Here is an 18891-nt window from a genome sequence, read left to right on the forward strand (position 1 = left end):
GCCCCGGGGCATGACGACGACGCTGCTCAATACTACGCCCTGAATATCGTGAGCCCGAGTATCAGGAGCACCAGGAAGATCACGACAAAAATATAGAACAATACCCGCGCGATATCGGCGGAGGCTGCCGATATGCCAGTGAAGCCGAGCAAGCCGGCTATAATCGACACCACAAGAAAAATCAGCGCCCATTTCAGTAACGTCATCGCCCTCTTCTCCAGCTATTTCGCGGGGACAACCTCGGGCGATAGCGCGAGTTCCAAAGCAGTGAGGCGGCGAATTGATCGCCGCCCCAGTTGACCCTGCAAGCTTCCTCTACCGTTCGATGGGCCCGGAAGAACCGGACGGAATGGCATCGTCTTCCGGGATGCCGTTCGGCGGCAGACCGGTCCCGGTTGCACCTGGCGATGTGCTGCGCGTGCCTGGCTGGTGCAGGGATGGATTCGTGGTGGACGTTCCGCCGGTGCCCATTCCGGTGGTGGAGCTCGACTGCCCGCCGGGCGCCGCCGAGATGCCGGCCGATCCCGGGTTGGTAGGTGTGGCCGCCGGTGGAGGCGTGCTGCCACCGGCCTGCTGCGCTGCCCCGGTGCCGCCGCCGCCTGGAGCTTGCGCGAAGGCGGCCGATGACACCGTCATCAATGACATCGCGATGACGGCCGATAGATGCAATTTGTGTCGCATGATAACTCTCCGCGTTGCATGCGGCCGCACCAACGTGCCGTGAATCGCCTCGTTCCGTTGTTTCGGCGACCGCGCAATCACATCGACGTTTCCGGATTGCAGCGATTGGGCCTTGCCCAATCCGGTTCCGGATTGCAACATCACAACCGATCACCTCTGAGAGGGGGGCGCATATGAGCTCGATCTCCCACACCATGGCGACCGCGGAAGCTCACGCTGCACCGAAAGCAAAAGCGCGCAACGCCGCGCTCGATCGTACCCGCACGTTCCTGACGCTGGTCGTGCTGCTGCATCACTCGGTGATTCCCTATACGTATTTCGGACACACCGATCCCAAGTACTCGCTCGTTTTCGACATGATCGTGCTCGCCACCGACAGCTTCTTCATGGCGATGTTCTTCTTCCTGTCGGGACTGTTCGTCTGGCCGGGCCTGTCTCGGAAGGGGCCGGTGCAATACTTGCTCGATCGCCTGGTTCGGCTTGGCCTGCCCTTCGTGATCTGCGCGTTCACGCTCATTCCGCTGGCCTATTATTCCTTCGCGCTGCGTCAAACTCCGGATCTGAGCTTCTCCGAGTTCTGGTGGAAAACCATCACCGTCGGGCCGTGGCCGAGCGGCCCGATCTGGTTTCTCTGGATCTTGCTCGCCTTCGATCTCGTTGTGAGCGCGGCGTATCTGCTGTCACCCAAAATCATCGATCCGATCAATCGCCTGTCGCTGCAGGGGCGCGAACGGCCCACCCTGTTCTTCGTGGTCATGCTCGCGGTCACCGCCGTGCTCTACATTCCGGGGCGCGTTCACTTTGGGCCAGGGAGCTGGTTCGAGTTCGGGCCGTTCTCGGTCCAGCACGGCCGCGTACTGCTCTATGCGACCTACTTCTTTTTCGGTGCAGGCATAGGCGCCATGTATTTGGATCGCGGTCTGCTGGCTGCAGACGGCCGGCTTGCAAAGAGTAGCTGGGGCTGGGCAGTCGCGGCGCTGGTTCCGTATTGCCTGATGTGGGGGCTGATCTACATCAAGCGCGAAATCCTGGGCAATCCGGTGCGGCTGCCGGACTGGTATGAGGCGACCTACGGTCTCTTCTTCGCTTCCTTCAGCGTCGCCATCATGTTCGTGATCCTGGCCTATTTCCTGCGATTCAAACAATCCGGCTGGAGCATCCTCGATCCGATGCAGCCGGATGCCTACGGCATGTTCCTGGTGCACTATCCGATCGTGCTCTGGCTGCAATATTGGATGTTTGATTTCAATTGGCCGGCGATCGTGAAGGCGGCCATCGCGTTTGTGCTGACGGTGCTGCTGAGCTGGGCGGCGACGGCGGGCTTGCGGAAGATTCCAGGCGCGAAGCACGTGTTGTGACGCCGCCGCCCTCTCCGCCGTCATTGCGAGGAGCGACAGCAACGAAGCAATCCATAGCTCCACAAGTGGCGACATGGATTGCTTCGCTCCGCTCGCAATGACAGCGGATAGAACGCGGCGCCCCTACGCCGCCTTGCCGCTCATATAGGCCGGCAACCAGCGCTCGAACGCTTCGTTCAGCGTCGTGATCGCCACCGGCGTTTCGCCTACGATTGAGATCGCGTCGCCGCCGGTGGTGCCGATGCGCGCGCACGGCATGCCGCAACCCCGCATCTTCGCAAGCACACGGCCGGCGTCAGCCTCCGGTACGGTAACGATATAGCGCGCCTGATCTTCGCCGAACCAGTAGGCGTGCGGCACCAGCGCCGTCGGTGCTGCCAACAACCGCGCGCCGATGCCGCTTGCGATCGCCATCTCGGCGAGCGCGATCAACAGCCCGCCGTCGGAGATGTCATGCACCGCGGTCGCGGTACCACCGTGGATCATCCCGCGCACGACATCGCCGTTACGCTTCTCGGCGGCGAGATCGATCGGCGGCGGTGCGCCCTCCTCGCGGCCGCAGATGTCGCGCAGATAGACGGACTGGCCGAGCCAGCCATGGGTCTCGCCGATCAAGAGGATCGCCTCGCCTTCCGCCTTGAACGCGAGCGTCGCGGACTTGGCGAAATCGTCGAGCACGCCGACACCACCGATCGAGGGCGTCGGCAGAATGGCGCGGCCGTTGGTCTCGTTGTAGAGCGAGACGTTGCCGGAAACGACCGGGAAGTCCAGCGCGCGGCAAGCTTCGGAAATGCCCTGCAGGCAGCCGACGAACTGGCCCATGATCTCGGGCCGCTCAGGATTGCCGAAATTGAGATTGTCGGTGATCGCGAGCGGCTTGCCGCCCACCGCGGTGATGTTGCGCCAGGCTTCCGCCACTGCCTGCTTGCCGCCCTGATAAGGATCGGCCTCGCAATAGCGCGGCGTCACGTCGACCGTCATCGCAAGCCCCTTCGGCCCATCCTGCACGCGGACAACAGCCGCATCGCCGCCGGGGCGCTGCACGGTGTTGCCCAGGATGACGTGATCGTATTGCTCCCACACCCAGCGCTTCGAGCACAGCTCGGGCGTGCCGATCAGCTTCTCCAGCGCCTGCGGAATGCCAAGCGGCGCCTCGACGTCGCGCGCATGGATCACGGGCTGCGCGGCGGAAGCCGTGTGCGGGCGGTCGTAGACCGGCGCCTCGTCGCCGAGCTCCTTGATCGGCAGATCGGCCATGACGTCGCCGCCATGCTTGACAACGAACCGCTTGGTCGGCGTGGTGTAGCCGACCACCGCGAAATCGAGGCCCCATTTGCGGAAGATCGCCTCGGCTTCCTGCTCCTTCTCGGGCTTGAGGACCATGAGCATGCGCTCCTGGCTTTCCGAGAGCATCATCTCGTAGGCGCTCATGCCGGTCTCGCGTGTCGGCACCGCGTCGAGATCGAGATCGACGCCGAGATCGCCCTTGGCGCCCATCTCGACCGCCGAGCAGGTGAGCCCCGCCGCGCCCATGTCCTGGATCGCGATCACGCAGCCCTTTTCCATGATCTCGAGGCAGGCCTCGAGCAACAGCTTCTCCGCGAAGGGATCGCCGACCTGCACGGTCGGCCGCTTCTCCTCGGAATTGTCGTCGAACTCGGCCGAGGCCATCGACGCGCCATGGATGCCGTCGCGGCCGGTCTTCGAGCCGAGATAGACGATCGGCATGTTCACGCCGGAGGCCGCCGCATAGAAGATCTTGTCGGCGTCAGCGAGACCGACCGCCATCGCGTTGACCAGGATGTTGCCGTCATAGCGGGTGTGGAAGCGGACCTGCCCGCCGACCGTCGGCACGCCGAAGGAATTGCCGTAGCCGCCGACCCCGGCGACCACGCCCGAGACGAGATGGCGCGTCTTCGGATGCTCCGGCGCGCCAAAGCTCAGCGCATTGAGGCAGGCGATGGGGCGTGCGCCCATCGTGAACACATCGCGTAAAATGCCGCCGACGCCGGTGGTCGCGCCCTGATAGGGCTCGATGTAGCTCGGGTGGTTGTGGCTCTCCATCTTGAACACCACGGCCTGGCCGTCGCCGATGTCGATCACGCCGGCATTCTCGCCGGGCCCCTGGATCACCCATGGTGCTTTCGTGGGCAGTCCGCGCAGATGGATGCGCGAGGACTTGTACGAGCAATGCTCGTTCCACATCGCCGAGAAGATTCCCAGCTCTGTGAAGCTCGGCACCCGCCCGATCAATTTCAGGATGCGCTCATACTCGTCAGGCTTGAGCCCATGGGCGGCGACAAGTTCGGGGGTGATCTGGGGCTCGTTCATGGGTCCCTTATTAGGTAGATCGGCGGTGCGGGCAAAGGCCTTTTATGGCGCTTTTCCGCCCTGTCCAGAGCTTTGCGGCGGCGGGCCGCGGGCTGACGAATTTGCAGAAACGCACAGGATCGGATTTAAGGACCGGAACTCAATTTTGAAAGCCTGCCAGCGTGAACGACCTCTCCAAGACTGCATTCCTCCGCCGCCCCGACCTGCATGTCGCGACCGAGGGCGAATTCAAGGGCTGGCGCACCTGGATCCGGGACAGCTTCGAGAGCCATATCGGCCCGTTCTGGCACCGGATGGATGAGAACGGCCGCGTGCAGTGCGCGTTCCGGGTGGAGAAAAAGCATCTCAACGGCATGCGCAACGTCCATGGCGGCTGCTTCATGGCCTTTGCGGATTACTGCCTGTTCGCGATCGCCTCGGCCGAATTGGAAGGCCCGGGCGTGACGGTGGCATTCTCCTGCGAATTCCTCGACGCGGCACGCGAGGGCGAATTGGTCGAATGCGTGGGCGAAGTGACCCGCGCGGGCGGTTCGCTGATCTTCCTGCGCGGCATGCTGAAAACGGGTGAGCGCTCGCTGTTCACCTTCTCCGGGACGATCAAGCGGGTGAAGCTGAAGGCGCCGCTTGAGGCCAGCGCATAGCTCCCGCCTTTCCTTTTTGCGCTCTCAGGCTAAGACTGGCTCCAGCGCGCCAATGCGCCGGGAGCAAGAGGTGCCGAAGAGCACATTAAGGACGGGTAGCGTGACGGCTGCCGTGGAGACGTCTGCACGATCAGCGCTGAAGCGGCCGCACCATCGCTGGCAGGATTATGCGCTGCTGCTCGCGCTCGCCTGCTGCTGGAGTTCGACTTATCCCTTGACCAAGATCGGTCTCGGCTCGATCCCGCCGATCACCTTCATCTCCGCCCGCTCCCTGATCGCGGCGCTGTTCCTCCTGGTGATCCTGCGCATCCGCGGCCGTCGCATTCCGACCGACGCCAAGGCGTGGAAGCTGTTTGCCTTCCAGCAGACCATCAACTCGACGGTCCCGTTCCTGGTGATCACCTGGGCGCAGCAATATGTGGCGGCGGCCCCCACCGTGGTGCTCGCCTCGACCACGCCGATTTTTGCCTTCCTGATCACCTGGGCCATCACGCGGCATGAGCCGGCGACACTGTTGAAGCTCGCTGGGGCGATCCTTGGCCTCGCCGGCACCGCCGTCATCATCGGCCTCGATGCGCTCGGTGGCCTCGGCAGCGAGATCTTTGCCGAGATGGCAATCCTGCTCGCCACCATCTCGTTTGCCTGCGCCACGATCTTCGGCCTGCGCCTGTCCGATTACGACCCAATGGTGGTTGCCGCCGGCTCGCTGTTGTTCGGCGGCCTCGTGCTGCTGCCAGCCGCCATCGTCGTTGAACATCCCTGGACGCTGCATCCGACGCCGCAGGCGCTCGCCGCCGTCACGACCATGGGCATCTTCTCCAGCGCGATCGGCCTGATGCTGTTCTACATGTGCCTCTCCCGCCTCGGCACGCTGATTACCAACGCGCAAGGCTACCTGCGCATCCCGATCGGCGTTGGCCTGTCGGTAGTGCTGCTCGGCGAAGCCGTACCCTCGAACCTCACCCTCGGGCTTGTGCTCGTCATGGCGGGCGTAGCCGCGATGACCGTTCCGGGCGACCGTTACAGGCTCGCCCTAAACTGGCTGCGGATGCGGCTGAGGGGCTGAGGGCCTCGAAAGCCTTTACTGCAGGCTCACCAGGGTCAGATCGACGAACCACGATTGCGGCGAGACGAATCCCTTGACCTTCGGGCTCATCGCGCGCGGGTTGAGATCGTGCACGATGTAGAGCCAGGGCGGGTTGTCGACCAGGCGTTCATGCGCCTTGCGATAGGCGGCCGCGATCACCTTGGGGTCGGTGGCCTCCGAGATCGTCTTGAGCGCATCGTCGAACTCAGGGTCCTTCCACTGCTCGAAATTGAACCCGTTCGGCGAAAAATTCTCGGACGAGAAATAGCGCGCCATGATGCCGGCATCGGAGGATGGCGACGAGATATTGAGCCCCATGGCGCCCTGCAAAGTGGGACTATCCGGCGTCGCCCGCGCGGCGGTCAACAGAACCTGCCATTCGATCACGTCGAAGGCCACGTTCACACCGCACGCCTCTTTCAGGTTTTGCTGCAGGAATTCGTTCATCGGCAAAGGCAGCATCTGGCCCGAGCCGGAATTCGAGATCAGCACCTTGAAGGACAATGGCTTCGCCGCCGTGTATCCGGCCTCGGCAAGCAGCGCCTTGCCCCTGGCGGGGTCGAACTTGTAGCGGTTCGCTGGCGAGCCGAAATCGGGGTCGCTGGCCTTGAGCCAGCCCACCGAAGGCTCCGCGGTCCCGTTCAGCAGTGCAACGAGTCCATCGCGGTCGATGCAATAGTTCAGGGCCTGGCGGACTTTCACGTCCTTGAAGGGGCTGTTGGTCGCGCCGATATTGTAGAACCACGGCCAGACATGGGGATAGGAGCCGGTGGTGATGGTGAAGCCCGCCGATTTCAGCGAAGCGACGCCGTCGGCCGGCGGCACCTCGATCCAGTCGACCTGACCGGAGCGAAGCGCGGCCAAGCGCGAGTTCGCTTCAGGGATCGGCATGAGCACGACGTTGTCGACCTTCGCCCTTTTGCTCGCGTCCCAATACCCATCCCAGCGCATCAGATCCGCCTCCTGGCGCGGCACGACCTTGGTGATGCGGAACGGTCCGGTACCGGCGGCCGGCAAGGTCGCTACCTTGGCCCAATCCCGCCCCGCCTTTTCGAAGGACGCCGGCGATGTGAACAGAAGATACACCGCCATGTAGGGGAAATAGGACGCCGGCTTGGTCGTGGTGATGGCGACCGTGAAGTCATCGATCTTCTTGTAGCTGCCCATCACGGGAACGCGCGCTCGCGACATCGCCGAACTCGCGGCCTCGAATTGCGGGCTGGACGTGTCGAAATAGCGATCGAGATTCCAGATCACGGCATCCGCATTGAAATCCGTGCCGTCGTGGAATTTGACGCCATGGCGCAGATGGAAGATCCAGGTCTTGTTGTTCTCGGGATCCTGTTCCCATTTCTCTGCTAGCCCCGGACGCAAACCGGCCAATCTGTCGGTCCTGGTCAAATCCCACAGCACCAATCCCTCGAAGATCGGGTAGCCGAGAAAGCGCATTCCTTCGAAGCCGTTGTTCGGCAGCCCGGTCGCCGTGGGGATATCGGATGCCGTCATGCCGATGCGCAGCGTGGTTTCGGCCATTACCGCATGCGACGAAAGCAGCGCGGCGGCGAGCGTGAACGTGCAGCAAGCCTTGCGAATGAGCATAAAACTCCTCCCGTCCGACGATCGGAAAGATCCGTGCCTGGATCGGGGAGTTACGGGCAAGTTTCAGGCCAGCAGTGCTGAGCCGATTATTTCTGGTCGTCCGCCAGCAGCTTCTTGTATTTCTCGACATCGCGCGCGACGAGCTGTTGCAGCACGTCCGGCGCATGCTCGTTGGCGTCGGGCGCAACCGTCGACAGATCGGTGAAGCGTTTTTTCACCGCCTCGCTCTCCACGGCGGTCCGCGCCGCGGCGTTCAATTTGGCAATGATCTCGGGCGGCGTACCCTTTGGCGCGAATAACCCGTTCCAGCCCTGCGCCTCGAATTCGGGCAGGCCTGCTTCTGCCGAGGTCGGCAGATCAGGCAGCGTCGCAAGCCGCACAGTCGAGCCGACCACGAGTCCCTTCACCAGCTTCTCGTTGATCGCCTGCGACACCGAGGCCGCCGCATCGCAAACGCCGTCGATCTGGCCGCCGATCGCATCCGTCAGCGCTGGCGCAGCGCCGCGATAGCCGACCAGCGTCACGTCGATTCCGGCGGCGTTCACAAAACTCTTGCAGATCAGGTAATTCGAGGAGCCGACGCCGGCATGGCCAAGATTGATCTTGCCGGGATTCTTCTTCGCGTAAGCGATGAACTCCTGCAGATCCTTGGCGGGAAAATCCTTGCGCAAAGCAATGATGCCAAAGGTCTTTGCGACCACCGCGAACGGCACAAAGGAGTCCGGCGTAAACGGCAGTTTCGGATAGATCGTGTAGGTGGCGGCGCTGGTGCCGGCGTTGCCGATCGCAATCGTGTAGCCATCCGGCTCCGCACGCGCGGCCCGGGACAGCGCGGTCGAGCCGCCGGCGCCCGCGACATTCTCAATCACGATCGGCTGCCCCAGCGCCACGCTCATCTGCTCGGCAACCACGCGCGCAATCACGTCGGAGGTGCCGCCGGCCGCGAACGGCACGATCATGGTGATGGGGTGTTTCGGGAAATCCTGGGCGTGCGCCGTAGTCGCAAGCCAAAGCGACGCAATCGCCGCGAGCCACCTCGCGACGACCGACTTCACGCGGCCTTTTCCAGATGCTGGACCAGGCCCGCAAACAGGCCGCGGCCGTCGGTGCAGCCCATGATGTCCTCGACGTGATTTTCCGGATGGGGCATCATGCCGAGCACATTGCCGCCGTCGTTGACGATGCCGGCGATTGATTGCGCGGCGCCATTGATATTGTGGCGCTCGTCGACCACGCCGTCCGGCGAGCAGTAGCGATAGAGCACCCGTCCCTCGCCTTCCAATCGCTTGATCGTCTCTTCATCCGCCTCGTAATTGCCCTCGCCATGCGCGACCGGGACGCGGATCACCTGGCCGGCATTGTAGCCGCGGGTGAACGGCGTGTCGGAGCGTTCGACGCGCAGATGCACGTCGTGGCAGATGAACTTCAATCCCGCATTGCGCATCAACACGCCCGGCAGCAGCCCGGATTCGCAGAGGATCTGAAAGCCGTTGCAGACGCCGAGCACGAGACCGCCCTTGCTGGCGTAGTCGCGCACCGCGTTCATGATCGGCGCCCGCGCTGCAATCGCGCCGCAGCGCAAGTAATCGCCATAGGAGAAGCCGCCGGGCACCACGACGAGGTCGGTGCCTTCAGGCAGCGAGGTCTCGGCGTGCCAGACCATCGCCGGCTCCTTGTCCGAGATGAGCTTGAGCGCCCGCGCCATGTCGCGCTCGCGATTGATGCCGGGAAAGACGAGGACGGCGGATTTCATCAGAGCAGTTCGACCCGATAATTCTCGATCACGGTATTGGCGAGCAGCCTGTCGGCCGCCTCTTTCAGCGCGGCTTCCGCCTTGGCGCGGTCGGAGCCGGAGAGCTCGATGTCGAACACCTTGCCCTGGCGGACGCTGGCGACACCATCGACGCCGAGCGATTTCAGGGCGCCCTCGATCGCCTTGCCTTGGGGATCGAGGATGCCGGATTTCAACGTAACGGTGACGCGTGCCTTCACTTAAACCTAGCCCCTCTCAGCTCTTCACCAGCACCGGACCGGAGCCCGCCGGCCGCTCGTTCTCCATGAGGATGCCGAGCCGCTTTGCCACCTCGGTATAGGCTTCCAGCAGCCCGCCGAGATCGCGGCGGAAACGGTCCTTGTCGAGCTTCTCGTTCGACTTGATGTCCCACAGCCGGCACGAATCGGGCGAGATCTCGTCGGCGACGATGATCCGCATCATTTCGTTCTCAAACAGCCGCCCGCATTCCATCTTGAAGTCGACCAGTCGGATGCCGATCCCCAGGAAAAGCCCGGTCAGGAAGTCGTTGACCCGGATAGCGAGCGCCATGATGTCGTCGATCTCCTGCGGCGTCGCCCAGCCGAAGGCGGTGATATGCTCTTCCGACACCATGGGGTCGTTGAGCTGGTCGTTCTTGTAGTAGAATTCGATGATCGAGCGCGGCAACTGCGTACCTTCCTCGATACCGAGGCGCTGCGACAGCGAGCCGGCAGCGACGTTCCGCACCACCACTTCCAGCGGCACGATCTCGACCTCGCGAATCAATTGCTCGCGCATGTTGAGGCGACGGATGAAGTGCGTCGGCACCCCGATGTCATTGAGGTGCTGAAACAGGTACTCCGAAATCCGGTTGTTGAGGACGCCCTTGCCCTCGATCACCTGGTGTTTCTTGGCATTGAACGCGGTCGCGTCGTCCTTGAAGTGCTGGATGAGGGTTCCGGGCTCGGGACCTTCGTAAAGGACCTTGGCCTTGCCTTCATAAATGCGGCGTCGACGGCTCATTGGGATGTACCGTGTTTTGTTGAAATCCATGAATCTGGTGTGCTCCGGTTGACTAGGGATCGCGACCCACGACGGAGCTGCCGCGGAAGCCTGGAACCCCAAACAGAACAAGAACCAAGCCGTATGGCAACCTATCCGATTGGCCCATCCAGCACAATCGACCCGGACCCTTTATGGCCGACTTATCCGCCTTGGATTAGGGCGCCAAAATCTGCCATTCTGCCTGCGGCTTAACGGCTCGTTGTCTTGCCGATTCGTCCCTTCTATCTAGGCATCCGCCGGGGCTGCCGCAACGCAAGCTCCATTCGTCCGTCAGCAGCAATTGGAACCACCGATGACCACATTCGATAAGCGCGAGGAAGGTTTTGAGAAGAAATTCGCCCTCGACGAGGAGCAGAAATTCAAGGCCGAGGCGCGCCGCAACAAGTTGTTAGGCATGTGGGCGGCGGAAAAGCTTGGCCTCGCGGGCGATGCCGCCAACACCTACGCCAAGGAAGTGGTTGCCGCCGATTTCGAGGAAGCCGGCGACCAGGACGTGCTGCAGAAGGTCTTCAAGGACCTCACCGCGAAGGGCGAGGCCATCACGGAAGCTCAAATCCGCGCCAAGATGGACGAACTGCTGGTGCAGGCCGTGGCGCAGGTGAAGGCGGGGGCATAGGCCCGCTGCTCGGGGCTATTTCAACGTGATTTGAAAGCTCATCGAGCCGTTGATGGTCAAGCCCTCCTGCTGCTGACCAAATTGCCGGTTGATGTTGATGTTGCTGGTCACCGATTCCATCCGGCAGTCCTTGGCCAGCACTTCCCGCAGCAGATCACATTCGCGCGCCGCCATCTCATAGACGATGCGGCGCGCGCGTTCACGGAGCTTCTACGCCTCATCCCCCTCTCCGGTCGGACCGGCGATAAAGAAATTGATCGAGCTCTGAACCCGCACCGCCCCCTCCTGGCGCGGAGAGCTGCCGGATTGCTCGACGACGATCCGCTGCGCCGGCGTCTGGGCGAAAGCAGGAGCGATCAGGAACAGCAGGCCTATAGCTGCCGGGAGAAGAAGGCGCATCGGCGACATTATGGCGGACCCTTGCGGTTGAAGTGACGCGCCGGTCTATAGCGACCTTGGATTGCAATAAGACGAACCCTTGCCGCGAAAAATCGATGCACCACTTCATCCCGCGTTAACCGCCGTATTGTCTATCCCTCTTTGAACCCGTACTCCGGTACGTTGCCGCTGGCGCCGTAATATTTGTACGGCAGGAATTTTCCGGACATCGTGAACTTGACGCGGTCGCCCTTGGGACTCGGCAGGCGCTCCATCACCATGTCGAAGTCGATCGCCGACATGATGCCGTCGCCGAACTCCTCCTCGATCAGCGCCTTCCAGGCCGGGCCATTGACCATCACGAGCTCGTAGAAGCGGTAGATCAAGGGATCGGTCGGCGGCATCGGCACGCCCTCCCCGCGCATCGGCGTCTCGTTCAGCATCGCGATTTCCGACTTGGACAGGCCGAACAGCTCGCCGGCGTTCGCGGCCTGCGGCTTGGTCAATTTCATCTGGCCGAGGATCGCGCCTGTTATCAGCACCTCGGAATAGCCGCCGATCTCTTCGCAGATATATTTCCAGCTCCAGCCCTTCTCGCGCTTGATGTCGAGCAGCTTTTCGGTGAGGTCGGAACGTTTCATGTCAGGGTCTCCTTCTGCTCGTCATGCCCCGGCTTGTCCCGGGCATCCAAATTGTTGATCGGATTCAGGAAGACGTGGATGGCCGGGACAGGCCCGGCCATGACGTCTCGGTTGGCGGCTCGGCGTCCGATGCGATCGCCAATTCAGGCAAACGCGGCCGCACCGTCGGCACGTTGCGCGGGTCGTGGTCGGTGGCATCAGCCGCAAAGCTCTTGCTGCGGCTGACCAGGAAATCGATGATGTGGTTGCGGAGCGCGTAGTAATAGGGATGGCGGTGCAGATCTATGCGGCCGCGATCCTTGGGCAACGGATTTTCGACGATCTCGGCCAGCACGGCGCCCGGGCCGTTGGTCATCAGGAAGATCTTGTCGGCGAGATAGATCGCCTCGTCGACGTCGTGGGTGATCATGAACGCGGTCTGCCCGGTCTCGAGACAAATGCGCCGCACCTCGTCCTGCAGCGTGCCGCGCGTCAGCGCGTCCAGCGCCGAGAACGGCTCGTCCATCAGCATGATCTTCGGCGTGATCGACAGCGCCCGCGCGATGCCGACGCGCTGCTTCATGCCGCCCGACAGTTCGGACGGACGCTTGTGCTCCGAACCGGTGAGACCGACGAGATCGATGAACTTCTGCGCATGCGCCTTGACCTTCGCGCGGTCCCATTTGCGCCATTTCGAGCTGACGGCGTAGGCGACATTGCCGAGCACGGTGCGCCAGGGAAGCAGCGCGTGGCTCTGGAAGATCACGGCGCGGTCGAGGCTTGTGCCCTCGATCGCCTGCCCGTCGACGATCACGGCGCCCTCGCTCGGCTCGTCGAGGCCTGCCAGGATGTTGAGCACCGTGGTCTTGCCGCAGCCGGAATGGCCGATCACGCAGCCGAATTCGCCGCGCGCCATCGAGAGCCACAAGTCCTCGAACACGGTGGTGGCGCCGCCTCCCGCGCCCGGATAACGCCGCGCGATGCCTTCGATCGAGATGAATTTGTCGGTCATCGCCCTACTCCGGAAACGTGACCATGCGCGTGAAGCGCGCGAGGATCTGGTCGAGCAGCATGCCGACGATCCCGATCATGAGGATAGCGATGATGACATTGGTGATCGAGAGGTTGTTCCACTCGTTCCAGACGAAATAACCGATGCCGGTGCCGCCGACGAGCATTTCGGCAGCGACGATCACGAGCCAGGCGATGCCGATCGAGATCCGCATGCCCGTCAGGATCGTCGGCGCCGCGGCCGGCAGGATCACGGTGAAGGCGCGCCTGACGGTGCCGACTTCGAGCGTGCGCGCGACGTTGATCCATTCCTTGCGCACGCCGGCGACGCCGAACGCGGTGTTGAGCAGCATGGGCCACACCGAGCAGATGAAGATCACGAAGATCGCTGAAATCGACGAATCCTTGATGGTGTAGAGCGCGAGCGGCATCCAGGCGAGCGGCGAGATCGGCTTCAAGACCTGGATGAACGGGTCGAGCGCCCGGCTGATCAACGGCGACATGCCGATCAGGAAGCCGAGCGGGATCGCGACCAGGACCGCAATCAGATAGCCGAGCCCGACGCGGCCGATCGAATAAGCGAGCTGGATGCCAAGCCCCTTGTCGTTCGGCCCGTTGTCGTAGAACGGGCGCCTCAAGTGCTCCCACAATTTGGCGCCGACATCGAGCGGACCCGGCATCGCCGATTTGCCTTGCGTGGCGGTGAGCCCCATCAGCTTCGCGTATTCCGGGCTCATGTTGGTGGCCGGACCGGTGCTGCGGGTCGCAAGATGCCAGACGCCGATGAAGGCGGCGAACAGCACGATCGAGACGATCGCCGCGCGCAGGCGAAGGGAGTTCATCATCTCCCTCTCCCCGTAAGCGGGAGCCGCCCTCACGACGCCTTCCTGATCTTGAAGCTTGCGAGATAGTCGTCCGGCTTAGCGGGATCGAACGTCTTGCCCATCACCGCGAACGACTTGTACGTGGTCGTCGGCGGCGTCAGCCCCATCTCGGCCATCAGCTTGCCGGTGTCGGTGGCGAGATAGACCTGTTCGGCCACCGCCTTGTAATCGACATCACCCTTGATCTGCCCCCAGCGCTTCATCTGCGTCATGATCCAGACGGCGAACGACTGCCAGGGGAAGGGATCGAAGTCGACGCGGCCCGGCTGCGTGACGACATTGCCGAGACCATCGGCAAAGGTGCCCGTCAGGATCTGCTCGAGCACGATCTGCGGCTGATTCAGGTAGTTCGCCGGCGCGATCGCTTCCGCGATCTGCTTGCGGTTCTCGGCCTTGTGCGCGAACGCGGTGGCCTCGATGATCGATTTCAGCAGCGCGCCATAGGTGTTCGGCATCGAGGTGACGAACTCCTTCGATGCCGCGAAGGCGCAGCAGGGATGGCCCTCCCAGATGTCCTTGGTCAGGATGTGGATGAAGCCGGCGCCGTCATAGACCGCGCGCTGATTCATCGGATCGGGCCCGAGGAAGCCGTCGATATTGTCGGCGCGGAGATTGGCGACCATCTCCGGCGGCGGCACCGCGCGGATCTGCACATCGACGTCGGGGTCGAGGCCGTGCTCGGCGAGATAGTAACGCAGCAAGTAATTGTGCATCGAATAGTCGAAGGGTACGGCGAACTTGAAGCCCTTCCAATCCTTGGGATCGCGCTTGTCCTTGTGCTTGATCGCAAGCGTGATCGCCTGCCCATTGATGTTCTCGACCGCCGGCATCGTGTAGGGCAGCGGGTTGGAGCCGACGCCCATGGTGATCGCGAGCGGCATCGGCGACAGCATGTGCGCGGCGTCGTATTCCTTGTTGATGGTCTTGTCGCGGATGACAGCCCAACCGGCGGTCTTGATGACTTCGACGTTCAATCCGTGCTTGGCGTAGAAGCCCATCGGCGCGGCCATGATGATCGGTGTCGCGCAGGTGATCGGGATGAAGCCGACCTTGAGGTCCTTCTTCTCGGGCGCAGCGCCTTGCGCGAACACCTCGGTCGCCGCCTTGATCGGGAAGAACTGCGACAGCGCCGCAAGCGCCGTGGAGGCGCCGACCGACTTCAGGAAGACGCGCCGGGTCGCGTCCTGCGGAAACACCGCGCGCATCACGGCTGAGGCGACGACGCCCTCGTAACGCTTGTCCTCGCTCTCCGCAGGCTCACAGCGCAGCGCCAGTTCGGCATGGCGGTGCTCGGCTTCGCTGAGATGGCGGCCGCAACTGCAGCCGGTGCGGAGATTGCGGTCGGGATCGAATGGATTGTCGAAGATGGACATCGGACCTCCTGCGCGGCGTTTGCCAAAGGATTTACGCAAGCTCCGTGCCAGCCTCTTTTTTGAGCCGATGACATTGATGTCGCAGGCTTTTATCGGCGCCTTGGCGACTACAAAAACTCGTGATACACGAAAAATCGTAATCAAATTACGATTTTTCGGGGCGACGTGCACGATGGACCTGGCTCTCAGCGCGACCGCGAGCGCATACGATGCGAACCTGCGTGCCGCTGCCTTCGAGTGCGCGATCGAGCCGACGCTGCTGCTCGATCCCGATGCCGACGTGATCCTCGACGCCAACCCCGCCGCCTGTTCCCTGCTCGGCTATGACCGCGCGCTGCTGCGCCAGACCAAGGTGAGCACGCTGCATGCAGGCCAATTGCCGGCTTTGATCGTCTTCACCCAGGCGGTGCTCGACAAGGGCGCGTACTGGACCGATGCGCTGACACCACGACATGCGACCGGACAGAATCTTCGGATCGAATATGCCGGCTGCGTGGTGCCGCATGACGGGCGTACGCTGATGCTGCTGACGATGAGCGACCTCGACGCGCGCCGCCGGCGCTATGTCGATGCCGCCGCCGAGGACCACATGCGCAGCGGCATCGCCACCTGGCAGCGGGTCGAGCGCGTCTTCCAGGACATCGAGCGCGAGAACCAGTTGATCCTGCGCGCCGCCGGCGAAGGCATCTACGGCGTCAACGCGGAAGGAAAGACCACTTTCGTCAACCCAGCCGCCGAACGGATGCTGGGCTGGACCGCCGAGGAATTGGTGGGCAAGGAGATCCACCCTGTCGTCCATCACACTCATCATGACGGGCGGCACTACCCAGATCATGATTGCCCGATCTATGCGGCGTTCCGCGACGGCGCCGTGCACCAGGTCGACGGCGAAGTGTTCTGGCGCAAGGACGGCTCGCCGGTCTGGGTCGAATATACCTCGACGCCGATCCGCGACCGCGGCGTCGTGGTCGGCGCCGTCGTGGTGTTCCGCGACGTCAGCCACCGGCGCGAGGCGGACGAGAAGCTGCACGCCGCACTTGCCGAGGTCGATCGCCTGCGCGAGCGGCTGGAGCTGGAAAACGCCTACCTGCAGGAAGAAATCCGCATCGAGACCAATCCGCGCGGCATCATCGGCCAGAGCGAGGCGATCCAGAAGACGCTGCGCCAGGTCAAGCTGGTGGCGCCAACGTCGGCGGCGGTGATGATCACAGGCGAGTCCGGCACCGGCAAGGAGCTGATCGCGCGCGCCATCCATGAAGCGAGCAGCCGCTCCGATCGGCCGCTGATCCGCGTCAACTGCGCCGCGATCCCGCGCGAATTGTTCGAGAGCGAATTCTTCGGCCATGTCCGCGGCGCCTTCACGGGCGCGACGCGCGACCGCATCGGCCGGTTCGAGCTGGCCGACGGCGGCACGCTGTTTCTCGACGAGGTCGGCGAAATCCCGCTGGAGCTGCAGGGCAAGCTGCTGCGCGTGCTGCAGGAAGGCAATTTCGAGCGGGTCGGCGAGGAGCGCACCCGCACCGTGGATGTGCGGCTGATCGCCGCCACCAACCGCGACCTCAAGCAGGAGGTGCAGCGCGGCCGGTTTCGCGAGGATCTCTATTTCCGTCTCAACGTGTTTCCGATCGAATCGGTGCCCTTGCGCGAGCGGCGCGAAGACATCCCGCTCTTGGCGCAGCATTTCCTGAGCAGCGAAAGCAAGGCGCCGAGATCCGATCTGCGCCTGTCGGAGGGCGACGCCAGGCGCCTTGCCCGCTACGACTGGCCGGGCAATGTCCGCGAATTGCAGAACGTGATCGAACGCGCGGCGATCCTCGCCCAGAACGGCCGGCTGCGCATCGACCTGCCCGATGTGCCCGGCAACCAGGCCTCGCCGGGCTCGACCCGCGCCAAGGCCGACGCGCGTCCCGCGGTCATGACGGCAGCGGAGCTGCGCGATCACGAGCGCGCCAACATCGTCGCGGCGCTCGAAGCCTGCGCCGGCAAGGTGTTCGGCCCCGGCGGTGCGGCCGAAATGCTCGACATGAAGCCGACCACGCTGGCCTCGCGGATCAAGGCGCTCGGAATTGCCGGGCGGCAGCGACCGGTTTACCCCCCGTCAAGCACGGCAAGAGATCGGGGCGCGCCTTAAAAGCCTGTTAGGCGGGCACGGTGTTGTTGTACCCCGGGAAGACAGGGGTGCTCTGCAATGAAGTCCGACAAGGGACCTTACAGCCGGCCGCGCTGGGGCGTGACGCGCTGGCTGGCCGACGCCGGTCCCGGCGCGCCTGAGGATATCCGCGCGGCGCTGATCGCCGACCTCCACGGCTCGCTACCGGTGTTTGCGGCCGGCGCGGTCAACACGATGGCGGTGGCAGGCGTGATCGCGATCCGGCAACCGACCGCATTGTTCTTCGCCTGGTTCATCCTCGAAGTCGCGATTTGCCTCGCCCGCCTTTCGGTATTGGTCGTCGCCCATCGCCGGGCGCGTGGCCGGCGCCGGACCCCGACCGAGCTGCATGTGCTGCTCGCGGTCGCCTGGAGCGCCAGCGTCGGATTCGGCGTGGCCGTCAGCCTCGCCAGCGGCGACCGGGTCGTCGCACTGCTCGCCTGCCTGTCGGCGGCGGCGATGGTCGGCGGCATCTGCTTCCGCAATTTCAGCGCACCGCGATTGGCCGGGACGATGATCCTGCTCGCCCTCGGCCCGATCGTCCCCGGCGCCGCGCTTGCCGGCGAGCCGCTGCTTTACCTCGTGTTCCTGCAGGTGCCGCTCTATCTTGCGGCGATGACGGACGCGGCCTTCCGGCTCAACAGGATGCTGATCGCGACGATGCGCGCCGAGCGCGAGAACGGCCACATGGCCCACCACGATGCGCTCACGGGGCTGTGGAATCGCGCCGGTATCGTCGATGCTCTCAACAGGAAGCTGGAAGCCTCCAGTCGCGACGACGGCTCCTTTGCCGTGCTGTTCTTCGATCTCGACAATTTCAAGCCGATCAACGACACCTTCGGGCATGCGGCCGGCGACAAGGTGCTCCAACTGGTCGCCGACCGGCTCCGTCGCGCCCTGCCCAATAGCGCCGTCATCGCGCGCATGGGCGGCGACGAATTCGTCGTGCTGGCCGACAGCATCACCGCAGAGCAGGCGCTCGCCATCGGACATCGGATCATCGATGAGGTCGCGATGTCCTATCGGCTAGGCGAGGAGATTTGCGTCCAGGTCGGCGTCAGCGTCGGCGTTGCGATGTCGCCGGAGCACGGCACCGAGGCCGAGGAGTTGCTCTCGGCCGCCGATACCGCGCTCTATGAAGCGAAATCCACCGGCAAGTCCCGCTGCTGCCTCGCTTCCTTCGAGATCAACCTCGCCGCCCTGCAGCGGCTCCAACACAGCAGCGCGGCCAAGGCCGCCGGGATGGCGGCCTGAAACTTGACGAGCCTGGTAGCCTCGTAGCCCGGGTGGAGCGCAGCGCAACCCGGGACTTCTGCGTCGACTCTTGCGAGCGGCCCCGGGTTAC

At 63.6% G+C, this 18891-nt stretch carries 20 protein-coding genes; 6 read left to right on the forward strand and 14 right to left on the reverse strand.

What is annotated here, in order from left to right; all coding sequences use genetic code 11:
* Positions 1-32: 32 nt before the first annotated feature.
* Entirely contained in the window at positions 33-206 is a 174-nt protein-coding gene (locus ACZIRK_RS15320) for a DUF1328 domain-containing protein (RefSeq protein WP_028166384.1), read from the reverse strand.
* A 109-nt stretch (positions 207-315) separates the two neighbouring features.
* The gene (locus ACZIRK_RS15325; RefSeq protein WP_130226217.1) at positions 316-681 is read right to left on the reverse strand and encodes a hypothetical protein; all 366 of its coding nucleotides are present in this window, start codon (positions 679-681) and stop codon (positions 316-318) included.
* A 173-nt stretch (positions 682-854) separates the two neighbouring features.
* Between ACZIRK_RS15325 and ACZIRK_RS15330 the strand changes: the two genes are divergently transcribed.
* Complete coding sequence (locus tag ACZIRK_RS15330; protein ID WP_463327621.1) at positions 855-2039, forward strand: acyltransferase family protein; 1185 nt, start codon at positions 855-857, stop codon at positions 2037-2039.
* Positions 2040-2162: 123 nt separating this feature from the next.
* Here ACZIRK_RS15330 and purL read toward each other — a convergent pair whose 3' ends face one another.
* Entirely contained in the window at positions 2163-4370 is a 2208-nt protein-coding gene (purL, locus tag ACZIRK_RS15335; RefSeq protein ID WP_130226215.1) for a phosphoribosylformylglycinamidine synthase subunit PurL, read from the reverse strand.
* A gap of 161 nt (positions 4371-4531) precedes the next feature.
* Here purL and ACZIRK_RS15340 point away from each other — a divergent pair, with 161 nt between their 5' ends.
* Positions 4532-5011, forward strand: a complete 480-nt coding sequence (locus ACZIRK_RS15340; RefSeq protein ID WP_463327622.1) for a PaaI family thioesterase — start codon at positions 4532-4534, stop codon at positions 5009-5011.
* Between the two features lie 70 nt (positions 5012-5081).
* Entirely contained in the window at positions 5082-6077 is a 996-nt protein-coding gene (locus ACZIRK_RS15345; protein WP_245474742.1) for a DMT family transporter, read from the forward strand.
* Between the two features lie 15 nt (positions 6078-6092).
* Here the strand turns inward: ACZIRK_RS15345 and ACZIRK_RS15350 are convergent, their stop codons facing one another.
* The 5 genes from ACZIRK_RS15350 to purC all read right to left on the reverse strand — a co-directional run bounded on the left by ACZIRK_RS15350 (position 6093) and on the right by purC (position 10473).
* Positions 6093-7697 carry an ABC transporter substrate-binding protein gene (locus ACZIRK_RS15350; protein WP_463327623.1) on the reverse strand — a complete coding sequence of 535 codons (1605 nt, stop codon included), beginning with the start codon at positions 7695-7697 and terminating at the stop codon, positions 6093-6095.
* Between the two features lie 86 nt (positions 7698-7783).
* On the reverse strand, positions 7784-8752 hold the full coding sequence (locus ACZIRK_RS15355; protein ID WP_463327624.1) for a tripartite tricarboxylate transporter substrate binding protein BugD: 969 nt from the start codon (positions 8750-8752) through the stop codon (positions 7784-7786).
* Complete coding sequence (gene purQ, locus ACZIRK_RS15360; protein WP_463327625.1) at positions 8749-9450, reverse strand: phosphoribosylformylglycinamidine synthase subunit PurQ; 702 nt, start codon at positions 9448-9450, stop codon at positions 8749-8751. Before purQ ends, ACZIRK_RS15355 begins: the two co-directional genes overlap by 4 nt.
* Entirely contained in the window at positions 9450-9689 is a 240-nt protein-coding gene (gene purS / locus ACZIRK_RS15365) for a phosphoribosylformylglycinamidine synthase subunit PurS (protein WP_028166376.1), read from the reverse strand. Before purS ends, purQ begins: the two co-directional genes overlap by 1 nt.
* Before the next feature lie 16 nt (positions 9690-9705).
* Positions 9706-10473, reverse strand: coding sequence for a phosphoribosylaminoimidazolesuccinocarboxamide synthase (gene purC / locus ACZIRK_RS15370; RefSeq protein ID WP_008974302.1), 768 nt, complete (start codon positions 10471-10473; stop codon positions 9706-9708).
* Positions 10474-10807: 334 nt separating this feature from the next.
* Here purC and ACZIRK_RS15375 point away from each other — a divergent pair, with 334 nt between their 5' ends.
* On the forward strand, positions 10808-11131 hold the full coding sequence (locus ACZIRK_RS15375) for a DUF1476 domain-containing protein (RefSeq protein WP_028166375.1): 324 nt from the start codon (positions 10808-10810) through the stop codon (positions 11129-11131).
* A gap of 15 nt (positions 11132-11146) precedes the next feature.
* Here ACZIRK_RS15375 and ACZIRK_RS15380 read toward each other — a convergent pair whose 3' ends face one another.
* The 6 genes from ACZIRK_RS15380 to ACZIRK_RS15405 all read right to left on the reverse strand — a co-directional run bounded on the left by ACZIRK_RS15380 (position 11147) and on the right by ACZIRK_RS15405 (position 15397).
* Positions 11147-11305: a hypothetical protein gene (locus tag ACZIRK_RS15380; protein WP_245287454.1), complete on the reverse strand. Its 159-nt coding sequence runs from the start codon at positions 11303-11305 to the stop codon at positions 11147-11149.
* A 36-nt stretch (positions 11306-11341) separates the two neighbouring features.
* Positions 11342-11530, reverse strand: coding sequence for a hypothetical protein (locus ACZIRK_RS15385; protein ID WP_245474741.1), 189 nt, complete (start codon positions 11528-11530; stop codon positions 11342-11344).
* Positions 11531-11661: 131 nt separating this feature from the next.
* Positions 11662-12150, reverse strand: coding sequence for a cyanase (gene cynS, locus ACZIRK_RS15390; RefSeq protein ID WP_130226210.1), 489 nt, complete (start codon positions 12148-12150; stop codon positions 11662-11664).
* A 64-nt stretch (positions 12151-12214) separates the two neighbouring features.
* Positions 12215-13141, reverse strand: coding sequence for an ABC transporter ATP-binding protein (locus tag ACZIRK_RS15395; protein ID WP_130226209.1), 927 nt, complete (start codon positions 13139-13141; stop codon positions 12215-12217).
* A gap of 4 nt (positions 13142-13145) precedes the next feature.
* The gene (gene ntrB, locus ACZIRK_RS15400) at positions 13146-13985 is read right to left on the reverse strand and encodes a nitrate ABC transporter permease (protein WP_028166373.1); all 840 of its coding nucleotides are present in this window, start codon (positions 13983-13985) and stop codon (positions 13146-13148) included.
* Positions 13986-14014: 29 nt separating this feature from the next.
* A complete protein-coding gene (locus tag ACZIRK_RS15405; protein ID WP_463327626.1) occupies positions 14015-15397 on the reverse strand; it encodes a CmpA/NrtA family ABC transporter substrate-binding protein in 1383 nt (460 codons plus the stop codon).
* Between the two features lie 172 nt (positions 15398-15569).
* On the opposite strand from ACZIRK_RS15405, the gene ACZIRK_RS15410 reads away from it, so the two are divergent.
* Both ACZIRK_RS15410 and ACZIRK_RS15415 read left to right on the forward strand, forming a co-directional pair.
* Complete coding sequence (locus ACZIRK_RS15410; protein WP_463327627.1) at positions 15570-17528, forward strand: sigma-54 interaction domain-containing protein; 1959 nt, start codon at positions 15570-15572, stop codon at positions 17526-17528.
* A 57-nt stretch (positions 17529-17585) separates the two neighbouring features.
* Positions 17586-18800: a diguanylate cyclase gene (locus tag ACZIRK_RS15415; RefSeq protein WP_463327628.1), complete on the forward strand. Its 1215-nt coding sequence runs from the start codon at positions 17586-17588 to the stop codon at positions 18798-18800.
* Positions 18801-18891: the final 91 nt, after the last annotated feature.

The organism is Bradyrhizobium sp. Leo114 (assembly GCF_055229415.2).

Excerpts from the sequence above, each read along its gene's own strand:
- ACZIRK_RS15320 (WP_028166384.1), bottom strand. The coding sequence starts at position 206 with ATGACGTTACTGAAATGGGCGCTGATTTTTCTTGTGGTGTCGATTATA.
- ACZIRK_RS15325 (WP_130226217.1), bottom strand. The coding sequence starts at position 681 with ATGCGACACAAATTGCATCTATCGGCCGTCATCGCGATGTCATTGATG.
- ACZIRK_RS15330 (WP_463327621.1), top strand. The coding sequence starts at position 855 with ATGAGCTCGATCTCCCACACCATGGCGACCGCGGAAGCTCACGCTGCA.
- purL (WP_130226215.1), bottom strand. The coding sequence starts at position 4,370 with ATGAACGAGCCCCAGATCACCCCCGAACTTGTCGCCGCCCATGGGCTC.
- ACZIRK_RS15350 (WP_463327623.1), bottom strand. The coding sequence starts at position 7,697 with ATGCTCATTCGCAAGGCTTGCTGCACGTTCACGCTCGCCGCCGCGCTG.
- purQ (WP_463327625.1), bottom strand. The coding sequence starts at position 9,450 with ATGAAATCCGCCGTCCTCGTCTTTCCCGGCATCAATCGCGAGCGCGAC.
- purC (WP_008974302.1), bottom strand. The coding sequence starts at position 10,473 with ATGAGCCGTCGACGCCGCATTTATGAAGGCAAGGCCAAGGTCCTTTAC.
- ACZIRK_RS15375 (WP_028166375.1), top strand. The coding sequence starts at position 10,808 with ATGACCACATTCGATAAGCGCGAGGAAGGTTTTGAGAAGAAATTCGCC.
- ACZIRK_RS15380 (WP_245287454.1), bottom strand. The coding sequence starts at position 11,305 with ATGGCGGCGCGCGAATGTGATCTGCTGCGGGAAGTGCTGGCCAAGGAC.
- ACZIRK_RS15385 (WP_245474741.1), bottom strand. The coding sequence starts at position 11,530 with ATGCGCCTTCTTCTCCCGGCAGCTATAGGCCTGCTGTTCCTGATCGCT.
- cynS (WP_130226210.1), bottom strand. The coding sequence starts at position 12,150 with ATGAAACGTTCCGACCTCACCGAAAAGCTGCTCGACATCAAGCGCGAG.
- ACZIRK_RS15395 (WP_130226209.1), bottom strand. The coding sequence starts at position 13,141 with ATGACCGACAAATTCATCTCGATCGAAGGCATCGCGCGGCGTTATCCG.
- ntrB (WP_028166373.1), bottom strand. The coding sequence starts at position 13,985 with ATGATGAACTCCCTTCGCCTGCGCGCGGCGATCGTCTCGATCGTGCTG.
- ACZIRK_RS15405 (WP_463327626.1), bottom strand. The coding sequence starts at position 15,397 with ATGTCCATCTTCGACAATCCATTCGATCCCGACCGCAATCTCCGCACC.
- ACZIRK_RS15410 (WP_463327627.1), top strand. The coding sequence starts at position 15,570 with ATGGACCTGGCTCTCAGCGCGACCGCGAGCGCATACGATGCGAACCTG.
- ACZIRK_RS15415 (WP_463327628.1), top strand. The coding sequence starts at position 17,586 with ATGAAGTCCGACAAGGGACCTTACAGCCGGCCGCGCTGGGGCGTGACG.